This window comes from Bradyrhizobium sp. GW821-FHT12B03 (assembly GCF_058807535.1).
This window is the reverse complement of record NZ_JBXAQU010000010.1, coordinates 242,080-255,216: the sequence shown is the minus strand read 5'-3', so window position 1 is coordinate 255,216 and position 13,137 is coordinate 242,080. Positions and strand designations below refer to the sequence as shown.

The following is a 13,137-nucleotide window of genomic DNA, read 5'->3' as shown; positions in this document are numbered from 1 at the left end:
CCAATACTTCCATGCCCTCTCAGCCGGATGGAGCCTTAGAGATATGTGCATGCCCTAGGGCCTTCGCCGGGACGACAGCGGAGGTTCAGTCGATCATCTCGGCCTTGGTCGCGGCCTGGCTCGGCCCGTTCCGGTCGCGCCAGAACCAGACGGTGACGACGCCGGAGCGGCCGCGGACCTGCGTGAGCAGGGGGCCCGCCAGGACGCCGTCGGGAGCGCCGTGGAAGTCGGCGGCGTCCAGCAGCGTAGCGGTCAGCGCGAGCCGCGCGTGGTTCTGTGCGGCAACCTCCATCAGCCGGCTCGCGACGTTGACGGTGTCGCCCGTCGCGGTGATGTGCTGGTGGCTTTGGCCGAGACGCGAGGCGACGATCGGGCCGAAATGCGCGCCGATCTTGAAGCCGAGCCGGCTGCCGATGGCAGGGGGCAGCGAGGCGACCCAGCGTTCCACGCCGCGATGCAGGTCGATCGAACATTTCAGCGCGCGCGCCGCGTCGTCGGGCATCGGCCGGGGCAGTCCGAACAGGATCATGGCGCCGTCGCCGAGAAAGCCGGTGATCAGGCCGCCGCAATCGACCGCCGCCTGGTCGACCAGCGCGTGAAACGCCTTCAGGAGATCCTGGAGCGCGTCCGGATCGGTCCGTTCGCTCAGCGCCGTGAAGCCGGACAGATCGATGAAGACCACGGCGGCATCCTGCCGGACCGGCTTCGACAGGAAATTCGGATCGCGCCCCAGCCACTCCTGCACGGCGGGCGCCTGGAATTGCGCAAGCGATCTGCTCTTGTCGGCAAAATATTGCGTGCGGCGGCCCCCCGCCCAGAGCTGCACGCCGGCAAAGATCGCAACGGGCGGGACCGCGGCCGCAAGCGTGGTCGCTGCGTTCAGCCAGACCCCGTGCGTGAACGCGAACAGATTGAGCCCGGCCCAGGCGATCATCACCGCCGCCGCCGCCATGATGCCCAGCGCACTGCGCCGCCAGGCGAGCAAGCCCACCAGCAGCACCGGCAGCAGGATCGCGCCGAGCGCGTCGGCGATGTGCACCTTGCGATCGCGCACGATGCCGTCGCCGGCGACGAGATGGGTGATCGCGGTGGAGATCACTTCGACGCCGGGCATGAGGGAATCGAACGGCGTCGGATAGAAGTCGCCGCCGCCGGCGACCGAGGCGCCGATCACGACGATCCGGTTTTCGATGGCGGATCGGCTCAGTGTGCCGTCAAAGATGCTCTGCGCGCTGACGGTGCGGATGGTGCGGCGCGGGCCGTAATAGGTGATCGGCAACGCGAAGTCGCTGTCCGTCGGCACCGCGCGGTCGCCCAGCATGAGGTGATCCGGCGCGATCGTCAGCGGCTTGTCGAGCGCGCGGGCCGCGACGCGCAAGGGGAATGACAGCTCGACCTTGTCGTGCGTCCGGAACAGCATCGGCACCGAGAGCGGCGAGCCGGATTGTCCCGTCGCGACGTTGACGACGCCGACCTCGGCGTGATCGGCAAACGCCGGCAACGGCAGCAGGAAGCGCTCGGCCTGCGGCAGGACGGCCAACGGGCCTTCGCTGCCGGAGGCCACGGTCTCGCTGGCGGTCGGGAAGATCGCCGCGGCGGCGAGGACCATGGGACCGGTGGCCAGCGTGTGCGCCAGCGTGGCGTCGCCGATCGCGGCGCTGCGGTCGACCAGCAGGAGGTCGATCGCCACGACCTTCGGCTTGAACTGCACGATGGTGTCGACGACGCGGGCGAGATCGGCGCGTGGCAACGGATAGCTGCCGCCGCGTTTGACGACGGTGTCGTCGATCGCGACGATGGTGACGAGATCGGGCGGAGCCTGCACGCCACGGACCTGCGTCCGCAAATCGGTCAGCGTTGCTTCGAGGCGGTCGAGAAAGCGCAGATGCCCGTTGGCGTGAGCGGCATAGATGGCTGTGCCCCACAGTGCGGTGAGGACGAGGGCCACCAGGATCTGAACGCGTCTAGTCATTACGTACTGCAATCTTCTTTGTTTTGTCGTCCGGGCCTTGCTGCCCGGACCTTTTCGACCAGGTCCTATTGACCCAGTCTTGCCATCAGCGCGTCGACGCGCGGCTGGCCCCATGTCTTGACGGTCAATGGACCGGTGGCCTCGACATCGACGCCTTCGCCAGGGCCCAGGACGACGCCGCGTCCGCGGCTCCTGCGGCTCACGCCGACACGGCCGGCGGCGACGAAAACCGAAGTCTTTGCATCGGCGACGTCGACGGCCCATTTGGTGCCGCGCACCGCGGCAATCGCTTGCGGCGTCAGCACCTTGAAGGGATTGCCGCCGGGCTTTTTGGGCACCTCGACCAGCAGCGCTTTGCTGCTCAACTCCACGGAGTCTATATGTCCGTCGCGGTTGGCGTCCTTAAGTTCAAATCTGGCGCCGTTTTCGGCAACAATGGTAATGCCGTTGTCGCAGCGCCAAATTTGCGTGCCCGCGGCCGATGGCGATGCCGTACAGCCCGCATGGGCTGCAGGCTGTGCACTCGCATACCCGATCATCTGAAACAACCACGCCAGTACGAAAAAGCCGGCGCGCGCGGACCCACTCATGCCAGCCTCCGTTGCGTGCTGGGCACAGTTCAAGGCAATGTTGATACGGTGCCGTATCACACGCAGAGGCTGCTGAAAAGTGCCGCCCTCCGCAATTATTTTCTCGCTGCGGCCTTTTCCAGTCCGGCGCGATCAACTTTCAGTCACGGCGCCGTGCCGCGTGAGCGCTCTGTGCGGTGTGTGATGTGGACGGGCTCTGCCGCCATTCTGCTGACACCCGGGCTGCGGCTGGAAGAGGAGAGGGCGCAGCGCGCACCAGCTTCGCACAACGCTTCCCCGGTATCGTCCGGGTATTGGAGACCACGAAAACGACTTGGTTGGGTGGCCTTAGAGATGCGGCCGGAGACGTCCGCAGCACGCGCCGATCCGGCCGAGAATTATGGTTAACAGACGCGCTTAAGTCCGTAGTTCTGCGGGCTTTTTTCTCAGAATGAGACAGCGTTAACGAGTTGCCCCACATCTGCCCGAACTTAATCCGCATTTAACTAAAAGTCGCCTTAATGACGCTCCGACCCTCTGCGAGATGCTGTTCCCGGATCGTGACCAGCGGCACTTCGAAGGGGGACTGAGTGACACCGTCCTGGACGCAAGGCGAATGAGTACGAGTATCGCTGCGCAGAGTAACGCGGCACGGAAGTCCAAAAATCCTGGCAAGAATTCTCATCGGAAGCCTTCCCGGAAAATGACCACCCAAAACGTGCTCGGCGCCGCCGTGATCGGCTGCGTCGTGCTTGCCGGCTGGACCGTCTACACCAACATCTTCGCTGCCAGCGTCTACCCGTCCGTCGGTAGCGCCGGCTACGACGAGCCCGTGGTCAAGCGCGCGCCCAGGGTCGCGCTTCGCGAGGCGGGTGACGCCATCAAGGAAGCCTTCGCGCTCCTGCCCGACCGCTTGCAGGTCGCAGCCCCGATCTCGCGCGAGATGTTCAACGAGCGCTTTGCCGCCGCCGCCACGCAAGGCGTGCAGTCGAATGCGGCAAGTGCCGCGCCCGCAACCCAGGTTGCTGTGGCCAAGGATGCCCCGAAGCAGAGCGTGATCGCCAAGGTCGCGGAAGCGCTGAAGCCGGCAGCTCCGGCCAAGATCGGCGACAAGATCGGCGACAAGATCGGCGACAAGATCGCTGATAAGACCGCGGACAAGGCCAAGCGCGCGCCGGATGCGGCGGTACAGCTGGCTTCGGCCGATCCGGCCGAGATCGTGCCGGCGCCCGAAGCGAAGCCTAAATCGTTTGCCGATCGTGCCAAGGCCGCGGTGATGTCGATCACCGGGCCGCGCCAGTCGATGGTCGAAAAGCTCTGGGGCAAGCGCGAGCCCTCCGGCGGACTGCTCGCCTATGCCTCGGCCGATGCCAGCGTGACCGCGTCCATCGCGCCGAGAGAGCAGAACCCCATGCTCGGCGGCTCGGCACCCTATGAGCGCGACACCGCGGTCTACGACATCACCGCCAGGACGGTTTATCTGCCCGACGGCACCAAGCTCGAGGCGCATTCCGGCCTCGGCTCGAATCTCGACGATCCCCGTTCCTCGCGAATCCGCATGCGCGGCGTGACGCCCCCGCACATCTACACGCTGAAGCCGCGCGAGGCGCTGTTCCACGGGGTGCCGGCGCTGCGCCTGACCCCGATCGGCGGCGAGAGCGCGATCTACGGCCGCGACGGCCTGCTCGCGCACACCTTCATGCTCGGGCCGAACGGCGACTCCAACGGCTGCGTGTCGTTCAAGGACTACTACGCGTTCCTCGACGCCTACCGCAACAAGGGCATCCGCAAGCTCGCGGTGCTGGCGCGGGTGGAGTGAGGCGCAACGCGCCTCGCCGCCTTCTGCACCATCAGCGCTTGACGAAGGTGAAGCTGCACGGACGCAACTCGTTGCGCTTGCCGCTGCCGCGGGTGCGCTCGAATTGTGCATCGATCGTGTATGCATAGGGCGAGCCGGGAGCGGCGTTGTTGACCGTATAGACGCTCGCTCCCGTCGTGCCCCGGGCGCTCAGCGTGGTCTTTCCGTCCGCCGGTATCTGCCCGTCGATCGCAAGCGTGTTGGTGGTGCGCTGGTCCGAATCTTCGGCATGGAGCACGCCGTTCGTGACGGTGCCCGACAGGCCTCTCGTGTAGCCCTGCGCCTTGCCAGAGCCGGCGCAGCTCACGGTGACGTCCCACCTGCCGTCGAAAGCGTTGTTCTCGCCCGTTGCCGGTGCAAGCGCCGTCTTCTGCTTCAGACCGTCGATTCGCGCCTTGGCGAGGCTGGCGAAGCTGCAATTCGAAAACCGGGCCAGATGGTCCTCGAAGGCGCCGATGCTACCGATGCCCTCCGCAGCCTTCCAATGCGCTTCTGCGGCTGCGCAGGGATCGGGCCGCGGCGCGGCCTGGGGCGCGGCCGGCGCGATCGTGACCGATACCGGTCCGTTCAGGTAGAACTTGCCGATGATCGACAGCGACAGCTCCGGGAGCTGGGTCTTGCCGCTCGCGTCATAGACGTCGCTGCTGATGTCGCGAAAGATATCGCCGATTTCGTGCGGTTCCTCGATGTGCTTGAGGAACGCGCTCGTATAGGGGCTGTTGCGGCCGGCGCCGTCGGCGGCGACTTGCCCTGATTGCGTCGAGAACGACACGATCGTGCCGCGCGGCGCATCGACCTTCGACAACCCGCGTCCGAGCGAAGCGGTGCGAGTCGCGGAGCGCTTGAGGCTTTCCGCCAGCGGATTGTCGCGGCAGGAATCGAGCACGAGGATGCGCAGGTTCTTGGCCTGTTGCAGGTCGTTGACGATGTCGTCGACCCGCACGAAGCGTTTCAGGTCGGCTTCGTCGGTCAGCGCGGCGTCGACAGGCATCAGGTAATTCACGCCGTTGTACTGCATCGCATGGCCGCTGTAGTAGAACATGGCGACGTCGGCCCGGCTCGCGGCGCGCGCGAAGCGGATGGTCAGGTCCTGCATGTCGGCCTGGCGCAGGTCGATACCCTCCAGCACCTCGAACCCGCTGCGTCTGAGCGAGGCCGCGACGTCTTCGGCATCGTGCGACGGGTTGGGTAGCTGCGCCGTAGAGGCATAGGCGCCGTTGCCGATCACCAGCGCGACCCGCGTGTCCGCAGATGCTGCACCGAGGCTCAGCCAGCAAGCGACAAGGGCAAGAGAAATTCTGGAAAGAACAGGCATGAATGCCTTCCGGGGAAATATCGACAATATTTCTCCAGATTACCGCATACCGCGCCGACTTCAATGCCCAGCCTTCGCGCCGCCCGGACCCGGCGACCGCGGTGCCCCCGTCACGCCGGGCTGGCGGCCATCGCCTTGCGCAGCGCCATCTCGGTCGCAATCGCGTCGCGCACGGCGGGCCGTGCCTGCATGCGCGCGAGATAGGCCGACAGGGATGGCCATTGCGCGATGTCGATTCCCGCGGGACGGAGCAGCAGCAGGGCCCAGGTCAGATGCGCATCGGCGACGGTGAAGCGGTCACCGACCAGGAATTCGCGGTCCGCAAGGTGCGTGGCCGGCGCCGACAATGTCTGTGTGATGCGTGCCCGCGGCTTGGCGAGCGAGCCGTCGTCCTTGTACCAGAAGGTCGGGAACAGGAACGCCTTGTGGATCTCGGCGCCGATGAAGCTCAGCCATTCCTGGAGCCGGTAGCGATCGGGATCACCGAACCGCGGCGCGAGCCCAGTCTCCGGCTTCAGATCGGCGATGTATTGCAGCACCGCCGCGCTCTCGGTCAGCCGCTCGCCGTTCTCCAGCTCCAGGACCGGTACCGCGCCCTTCGGCGAGACGCCGCGGAAATCGCTGCCGTCGTCCACCACCTGCTTGGTCCAGAGATGCACCATATGATAGCGCGCATCCAGGCCCGCTTCCATCAGCGCGATGCGGCTCGCAAGCGAGCAGGCCATCGGCGAGAAATAAAGCTGCAGCATCGCATTGCTCCGTTATTTCAGGGCATCGCCGCGCGCGATGATCGCGAAGCGGTCGGATAGCTCGGCGAGTGCAACCTCGTGGATGGTCCGGGCGTCCAGCGTGCCGCCGCGGCCGTCAGGCAGGTCGCGCGTGGCGCAGGAATCGGCATCGATCGTGGTGCGAAAGCCGAGGTCGAGCGCGGCGCGCGCCGTGGAGCTGACGCACATATGCGTCATGAAGCCGGCCAGTACGATGTTCTTCCTGTCGGTCGCCGCAAGGCGCGCCTGCAAATCAGTGCCGGCAAACGCATTCGGCAACTCCTTCTCGATCACCAGCTCGCCGGCACGGGGGCTCAGCTCGGCGACGATGGCGCCGCGCTCAGTGCCGCGATCGAACAGGCTGCCGGCCTTGCCGCGATGGGCGATATGGATGATCGCGGCTCCGCTCTCGCGTGCCCGTGCCAGCAGCGCGGCCGCCCGCGTGATCGCAGGCCCCGCGTCGGGCAAGGCGAGAGGACCTGCGAGATATTCGTTCTGGATATCGATCAGCACCAGCGCGGCGGCGCCAAGCCGCGGCGGGGTGAGATCGGCGCCGGCGAGTTGCAGCAGGGTCTTCGCGGTCGTCATGGTCTTGGACATCTCCGGGGCAAAAGGCGCGGCAAACATAGCCCGTGGAATGCCTGCTGATATGCAGGGATATTGCAGCGGGTGGCTGCAATATTGCAGGCTGCTCCCGGCCGGTATAAGCTCGCGCCATGAACTGGGACGATCTGCGCATCATCGCTGCCGTCAGGGACGAGGGCACCTATGCGGGCGCCAGCGCGCGGCTGCGCATCGACGAGACCACGGTCGGACGCAGGCTGTCGCGCATCGAGCGTGCGCTCGGCTTGCGTCTGTTCGAGGCCGCCGACGGCGTCCGCAGGCCGACGCGGAGTTGCGAGGCGGTGCTGGCGCATGTCGAGGCGATGGCCGCACATGCCGCCGAGATCGGTCGCGTTGGCGCGAGCCTGGCAGGTCCGGTGGGACGGCTGCGCATCGCCTCCACCAACACGGTCGCCGAGGAGGTTTTGTCGCCGCGCGCGAGCGACTTCCTGCGCGCCAATCCCGGCCTGACGCTGCAATTCCTCACCTCGAGCGAGAACGTCAGATTCTCGCGCTGGGAGGCCGATCTTGCCATCCGCCTGCGCAAACCCGACAAGGGCGACTTCGCGATCTCCAGGCTCGGTGACATCAAGCTCTATTATTTCGAGCCCGTTGCGACCGAGGGCGAGCCGATGCTGTGCGCCTATCCGGACGAACTCGGCGCCATTCCCGAGATGCAGTTCCTGCGCACGAAGAAATCCCGCGCGCGCTGCGTCACCGACAATGTTCGCGTCATCCGCAGCCTGATCTGCGCGCATCAGGCGGCCGGCGTGTTGCCGGAGCATGTTTGCGCGGACTTGCTCGGCGATCGCCGCCTGCGCGCCATGTTGCTGCCGAAGCGGCGCGATGCCTGGCTGCTCGTGCAAAACCACCTCAAGCGCGACGCGGCAACGCGCGTGACGATCGACTGGGTGAGGGCGTGTTTCCAGGACATGTCGCGCGGTTGACGCAATGCCGCGGTGTGACGATCGCGTCACGCCGCAAGACGCGTGACGAAAAATCTCGGCTTTCCCCCTTGCAACCCGAACGTGCTTCGTCTATTAGCCCGCTCCTTCGCTAGGCCATGGGTCCGGGCTCTCTGAGATCCCGGCTGGCGCGGATCGCTCTGCGATTTCGTGTTCCGCCGAATGAAGGCAAAAGCAGGATGTAGCTCATGGAGAGCGTCGGGGTGAAATCCGAAGGTATCGGTTCGATTCCGGTCTCTTGTCCCACAAAGGATAGCTCAGTTGGGTAGAGCAGGTGACGTTAATCATCGGGTCGCGGGTTCGAATCCCGCTCCATCGCTCCGGGTCAGCCTGAAAAACTGACACCTCTGACGAGGACCGGACGCGCGCTTCAGTCGCAGTCCGGCCGCATTGCCCAAAAGGCTTTCGTCCGAACAACGACACTGTGAGACCGGCTTTGCGCCGCGGGTCGATACCGCTTGCGCCGATGCCGGGTGGCTCGGCATGACCGCTCGACACGCGTTGGGCGATCGCGCGCGTGCGCCCGTCGTCATGCAAGCTCAAGCCCCGGCCCGTTGATCTCTCGGGAAGCGTCGTCCGCGTCCTCACGTCCTTTACAAACGAAACCCGCCATTCGGCCGTGTTCGGCCGGAGGCAACATGATGGAGGCGTGTCATGACCTGGCACTTGCTGATGCTGAACGTGACGGTGAAGGATGGCGAGCGTGCGTTGCTGACGCGCAACGGGCAGCTCGTGCGCGTGCTCGCGCCCGGCAAGCACCGGCTGTTCGATCCCCTGCACGAGCTGAAGGCCGAGGTGCTCGACGTGGTTCGCAGCGAATTCCCTGCGGATCGCTACGCGGTGCTGAAGGCCGCGCGGCCTGATCTGGCCGCCGAGCTGTTCGAGGCGGTCGAGACCAGGGCGGACGAGATTGCGATCGTCAGCCTCGACGGCCGGCCCGTGCATCTGATGACGCCCTGGCAGGTGCGCGTCTACTGGAAGGTCGCGACCCGCATCGATGTCGAGCGCATCGATGTGTCCGCCGATCCCAAGGTCACCGCGCGGCACCTCGCCATGATCGAGCGCAACCGCTCGGCCGTGTCGTCGGAGACGGTGGTCGAGAACCACGAGGCGGGCCTGCTCTATGTCGAGGGCCGGCTGATGGAGCGGCTCGCGCCCGGCCGGCACGCCTTCTGGACCGTCGGCCGCAAGATCGAGGTCAAGCGCCTCGACCTGCGGCCCCAGGCGGTCGAGATCACCGCGCAGGAGATGCTGACCAAGGATCGCATCGCGCTGCGGGTGACGCTGACGGCGTTCCGCCGGATCGTCGATCCCGAGCGGACGGTTGCGACCGTGCCCGACGTGGATGCGTGGCTGTACCGCCTGGTGCAGTTCGCGATCCGCGAAGCGGTGGCGGGCCGGACGCTGGACGAGGTGCTGTCTGCGAAGGCGGCGCTGGATGCGGAGCTGCGCGACTATGTGCGTGCACGCGTCGCGGAGTCCGGCGTGGAGGTGACCGAGCTCGGCGTCAAGGACGTGATCCTGCCCGGCGAGATCCGGGAGCTGGTGAACAAGGTGGTGGAGGCGGAGCGGGTCGCGAAGGCGAACCTGATCCGCCGGCAGGAGGAGACCGCGGCAACGCGTTCGCTCCTGAACACCGCCCGCCTGATGGGGGAGAACCCCCTGCTGCTGCGGCTCAAGGAGCTGGAGTCGCTGGAGCGGCTGGTCGAGAAGGTCGGTCGCATCGATCTCCATGCCTCGAGCGGCGAGGGCCTCGATGCCCTCCTGACCCGGCTCGTGCGCCTGAAGGCGCCCGAGAGCGCGTGAAACGGAAGGGCCGCCCACGGGCGGCCCTTCACTTGTCTGTTGCGGTGAACGCGTGCGCGCGCCCGTGCGACCAAAATCCCGAGAACCAAAACCCTGAGAGGGGATTGCGCGCGCGCAAAGGTTGCGTAATCTCGCAATGACGATCACGGTTTCGATCAGGCAGACGCATGACCACTCTTGAGCAAACCATCCGCCCCTCGGCGCAATCGCGGGAATGGAAGGCGATCGTCATCCTGATCCTGCTGGTCCCGCTGCTGTGGTCGCCGCCGTTCCTGTTTCGCTTCTTCCTGTATCAGCCCTTCAACATTCCCTCGAATTCGATGGTGCCGACGCTGATGGTCGGCGACTACGTCTTTGCCGCGAAGTTCGCCTATGGCTACGACCGCTTTTCGTTGCCGTTCGCGCCATCCTGGATGTCGGACCGCATCTTCGCCGCCGACCCCGATTACGGCGACGTCGTCGTCTTCCGGACGCCGAAGGACACCTCGGTGGACTACGTCAAGCGCGTGGTGGCTCTGCCCGGCGACCGGGTCCAGATGCGTAACGGCCAGCTCATCCTCAACGAGCGGCCGGTGACCCGTGTCGCGCTGGCGAGCGTAGCGGCCGGGGATTTTTGCGGGGCCGACGACGGCGCGAAGATCAAGCGCTGGCGCGAGACGTTGCCGAACGGCGCGAGCTACATCACGTATGACTGCGTCGACAACGGCTACATGGACAACACCAGCGTCTACACCGTGCCGCCGGGCCATTTCTTCGTGCTCGGCGACAACCGCGACAACTCCACCGACAGCCGCTTCATGTCGGCGATGGGCTTCATCCCGATGGACCATCTGGTCGGCAAGGTGACCCGGATCTTCTGGTCGCTCGACCAGGACGGCCGGCTGCGTGGCGAGCGGATGGGGAAGGTGTGGTGAGGGGGCTATGTCAATTCTGGGAGTCGCGAAACTCCGAGCCGGGAATGACGAATATGCAAAGTTATCCTAGCGCCTGTCCCTAAGAAGAACCTCGGCATTGCCTGCTGGGTTCTGGCATCTTGATGACTGAGTTGAGGACGCAATGGTAGACGTGGAAAAGGCTTTACCTGGTTATTCTGCCTTTGAACTGTCAGATCTCGATGTGCTGAAAGGAACCTCGGACTGGGGTGCCGCTCAATGGGAGGAAGAGTATCGCAGAACGCACGAGCGTCTGCGGGACTTTATTGCTGCCCGCGATCCTTTTGTCGTCCTCGCCCGAACGGCTGCGCGGTACATTATTGAATCAACTGTAGCTAGTTCAGAAAATCGCCTTGAACAGCCAGAGGTTGAAATCGTTCAGGCGCTATTGTTGCTCAATGGCCCAATTATAAAGTCGGTCCCCACTTCGCCAGAAAATTTTGTTCGTTTTTGGCCTCTTGTTGGCCGTCATATCCTCGCGTTCGGTCGTAAGCAGCGAGAAATTTCAGAAAAGGCGACAGCCAGCGATTTTGTAAGCCGTCGAGCTCGATCACAAACTTTGTATTATCGGAACTTATTTACGCGCCCTGACTGCGAACGGACTTTGTTAGGAATTCTTACTCGGATAGATTCTCTCTCTAACAAGAACCTCGGCTATCGCATTTCGGAACTCTTTCGAGCGATGGTGCGCATCGTTGACATCGTTCTTGGAAGACTAGAGGCCTTCAGCCTTCGGCAACAAACGTTGAGGACGTCGGCGTCGCGTGCAGAAATCGAAGCAGAGATTGATTTCTTTCGATCCGCTTACCCCCTAGCCGAGCAGGTGTGGAGAGATCGCTCGAACAAGTTAGTCGACATTGAGCACCTTCGCTATGCAGGCTTTCAGATGTCCGAACTTGCCTTTCCTTGGGTATTTACGCTGAGTGCCGATAGCCTCAAAGCCGAATTTACACACGAGATAGTCGATGCATTATATCTGTTATCGTTGCGGCCGGGAGAGCTATCGAGCTTCAACCCGCAACACATTTATCTCAACAACCCCATCTGGCGAAAGCCGTATGTGCGCCAAGGCGATGACCTATTCGTCGCATTGCCTCAACTCATTTTCTCATTCCCATTCGGAATAATTGAAGGAATGATTGATGGATACCGCGAGCTGGAGGTGGCTTACGAGGGGTCGAGAGCTGAGTATCTTGAAGAGGCTGTCGCTCATCTTGTGGGCTCTGCAATGCCAAGTGCCAGTCTCTATCGAAGCGTCGTCTGGGATGATCCAAAGACGGACCAGACATGGGAGAATGATGTTCTCGCTGCGGTTGGAAATTTTATCTTCGTTTTCGAGGCGAAGTCGGGCCGGATTAGCGATGTTGCGCGCCGGGGCGGCGAACTGAGTTTGGCTAGGAATTTAAGGGAGCTTTTCGTTGAGCCGGGAATACAGGGATGGCGTCTACAGAACTATCTCGACGAGCATCAGAAGTCGGCAGTTCTTCGTCGCAAAGTAGATGATGGTCCCATTGATCTTGGTTTGGATCGACCAAAAGTCGTCTTTAGATTTAGTATTTGCATGGAGCACTTTGCTTCGCTCACTAGCGCTAAGTACTATTTTAAGGAGTTGGGTTTGGTAACGAACGATACCGCTTGGGCTCCTGTCCTTTCGCTTGGCGAACTGCAGATGATTTGTCGGTATCTAGATTCTGAAGTGTCTCTTATTCACTATCTTACGCGGCGGGCGACGCTTGAAGAGTTGCTAGACTTCGAGGGCGACGAACAGGATCTGCTATCTCTGTATCTCACCAATGGCTTGTGCCTTGACGTGAATTCGCTCGAGGGGCGAAGAGTCATGTTTCATAACGCCGATAGCTTGGTTCGCCGGAACAAAGTGGCACGTACCAACCGGCGCGAGTTTGAAATTCACGGCGTGCAACTCTCTCCCTTGTGGTTTGCTCTCATTCGGGAGCTGTCTCAAGACGAGGGGCAGCGTCATCGGTTCGACATCATCAATGTCGTCCTCAATCAATTGCCACCAGCATTGGCCGAATTTGAACGTCGCGTCCGCCGGTTCAGACGTGGCGTGCCCCATGGTGGCGAAGACCTGCTAATGACGCGTTTCGTTGTTGGCAAGAAAGTCTTTGTTCTCGCGCTCTACTTGGCGAAGAAGATGCCGGACGCGAGCGATTGGCAAGAGAAGGGGCGTGGTATCGTTGGAATGTTTCATGAAGGAAATGAGATGGTGGAATGTGCCGCGTTCATTTTCTTGAGACGTTCAGCGGAAGCAACGTTCGATGGAGTAAGTTTTTATCGCTACGGTTTCCGTTCAGAGCCCCAAGATGCTTCAAAACTAGCTCAATAAAAA

At 63.2% G+C, this 13,137-nt stretch carries 10 protein-coding genes and 2 tRNA genes; 7 read left to right on the top strand and 5 right to left on the bottom strand.

All coding sequences use genetic code 11. The features are described from left to right. Positions 1-85: 85 nt before the first annotated feature. Together AC1RUR_RS21005 and AC1RUR_RS21000 are read right to left on the bottom strand one after the other, a co-directional pair. The gene (locus tag AC1RUR_RS21005) at positions 86-1,972 is read right to left on the bottom strand and encodes a CHASE2 domain-containing protein (protein ID WP_492847399.1); all 1,887 of its coding nucleotides are present in this window, start codon (positions 1,970-1,972) and stop codon (positions 86-88) included. A 65-nt stretch (positions 1,973-2,037) separates the two neighbouring features. Next, the gene (locus AC1RUR_RS21000; protein ID WP_492847397.1) at positions 2,038-2,562 is read right to left on the bottom strand and encodes a FecR domain-containing protein; all 525 of its coding nucleotides are present in this window, start codon (positions 2,560-2,562) and stop codon (positions 2,038-2,040) included. A gap of 682 nt (positions 2,563-3,244) precedes the next feature. On the opposite strand from AC1RUR_RS21000, the gene AC1RUR_RS20995 reads away from it, so the two are divergent. Continuing rightward, positions 3,245-4,360, top strand: coding sequence for a DUF2778 domain-containing protein (locus tag AC1RUR_RS20995; RefSeq protein WP_492847396.1), 1,116 nt, complete (start codon positions 3,245-3,247; stop codon positions 4,358-4,360). A gap of 31 nt (positions 4,361-4,391) precedes the next feature. On the opposite strand, the gene AC1RUR_RS20990 is transcribed toward AC1RUR_RS20995, so the two are convergent. The 3 genes from AC1RUR_RS20990 to AC1RUR_RS20980 all read right to left on the bottom strand — a co-directional run bounded on the left by AC1RUR_RS20990 (position 4,392) and on the right by AC1RUR_RS20980 (position 7,069). Beyond that, positions 4,392-5,714 carry a caspase family protein gene (locus tag AC1RUR_RS20990; protein WP_492847394.1) on the bottom strand — a complete coding sequence of 441 codons (1,323 nt, stop codon included), beginning with the start codon at positions 5,712-5,714 and terminating at the stop codon, positions 4,392-4,394. A gap of 110 nt (positions 5,715-5,824) precedes the next feature. Next, complete coding sequence (locus tag AC1RUR_RS20985; RefSeq protein WP_492847392.1) at positions 5,825-6,463, bottom strand: glutathione binding-like protein; 639 nt, start codon at positions 6,461-6,463, stop codon at positions 5,825-5,827. A 12-nt stretch (positions 6,464-6,475) separates the two neighbouring features. Beyond that, on the bottom strand, positions 6,476-7,069 hold the full coding sequence (locus AC1RUR_RS20980) for a cysteine hydrolase family protein (RefSeq protein WP_492847390.1): 594 nt from the start codon (positions 7,067-7,069) through the stop codon (positions 6,476-6,478). A gap of 128 nt (positions 7,070-7,197) precedes the next feature. Between AC1RUR_RS20980 and AC1RUR_RS20975 the strand changes: the two genes are divergently transcribed. The 6 genes from AC1RUR_RS20975 to AC1RUR_RS20950 all read left to right on the top strand — a co-directional run bounded on the left by AC1RUR_RS20975 (position 7,198) and on the right by AC1RUR_RS20950 (position 13,134). Then, positions 7,198-8,031 (top strand): LysR family transcriptional regulator, encoded by an 834-nt coding sequence (locus AC1RUR_RS20975; RefSeq protein WP_492847388.1) that lies wholly within the window; start codon positions 7,198-7,200, stop codon positions 8,029-8,031. Between the two features lie 192 nt (positions 8,032-8,223). After that, positions 8,224-8,295, top strand: a tRNA-Ser gene (locus tag AC1RUR_RS20970). A gap of 4 nt (positions 8,296-8,299) precedes the next feature. After that, positions 8,300-8,364: transfer RNA gene (locus tag AC1RUR_RS20965), tRNA-OTHER, on the top strand. 339 nt (positions 8,365-8,703) lie between these two features. After that, positions 8,704-9,855 carry a slipin family protein gene (locus AC1RUR_RS20960; RefSeq protein WP_492847386.1) on the top strand — a complete coding sequence of 384 codons (1,152 nt, stop codon included), beginning with the start codon at positions 8,704-8,706 and terminating at the stop codon, positions 9,853-9,855. 167 nt (positions 9,856-10,022) lie between these two features. Beyond that, the gene (gene lepB, locus AC1RUR_RS20955) at positions 10,023-10,769 is read left to right on the top strand and encodes a signal peptidase I (protein ID WP_492847384.1); all 747 of its coding nucleotides are present in this window, start codon (positions 10,023-10,025) and stop codon (positions 10,767-10,769) included. Positions 10,770-10,911: 142 nt separating this feature from the next. After that, the gene (locus AC1RUR_RS20950; RefSeq protein WP_492847382.1) at positions 10,912-13,134 is read left to right on the top strand and encodes a hypothetical protein; all 2,223 of its coding nucleotides are present in this window, start codon (positions 10,912-10,914) and stop codon (positions 13,132-13,134) included. Positions 13,135-13,137: the final 3 nt, after the last annotated feature.

Excerpts from the sequence above, each read along its gene's own strand:
- AC1RUR_RS20985 (WP_492847392.1), bottom strand. The coding sequence starts at position 6,463 with ATGCTGCAGCTTTATTTCTCGCCGATGGCCTGCTCGCTTGCGAGCCGC.
- AC1RUR_RS20960 (WP_492847386.1), top strand. The coding sequence starts at position 8,704 with ATGACCTGGCACTTGCTGATGCTGAACGTGACGGTGAAGGATGGCGAG.
- AC1RUR_RS20950 (WP_492847382.1), top strand. The coding sequence starts at position 10,912 with ATGGTAGACGTGGAAAAGGCTTTACCTGGTTATTCTGCCTTTGAACTG.
- AC1RUR_RS20975 (WP_492847388.1), top strand. The coding sequence starts at position 7,198 with ATGAACTGGGACGATCTGCGCATCATCGCTGCCGTCAGGGACGAGGGC.
- AC1RUR_RS21000 (WP_492847397.1), bottom strand. The coding sequence starts at position 2,562 with ATGAGTGGGTCCGCGCGCGCCGGCTTTTTCGTACTGGCGTGGTTGTTT.
- lepB (WP_492847384.1), top strand. The coding sequence starts at position 10,023 with ATGACCACTCTTGAGCAAACCATCCGCCCCTCGGCGCAATCGCGGGAA.
- AC1RUR_RS20980 (WP_492847390.1), bottom strand. The coding sequence starts at position 7,069 with ATGACGACCGCGAAGACCCTGCTGCAACTCGCCGGCGCCGATCTCACC.
- AC1RUR_RS21005 (WP_492847399.1), bottom strand. The coding sequence starts at position 1,972 with ATGACTAGACGCGTTCAGATCCTGGTGGCCCTCGTCCTCACCGCACTG.
- AC1RUR_RS20995 (WP_492847396.1), top strand. The coding sequence starts at position 3,245 with ATGACCACCCAAAACGTGCTCGGCGCCGCCGTGATCGGCTGCGTCGTG.
- AC1RUR_RS20990 (WP_492847394.1), bottom strand. The coding sequence starts at position 5,714 with ATGCCTGTTCTTTCCAGAATTTCTCTTGCCCTTGTCGCTTGCTGGCTG.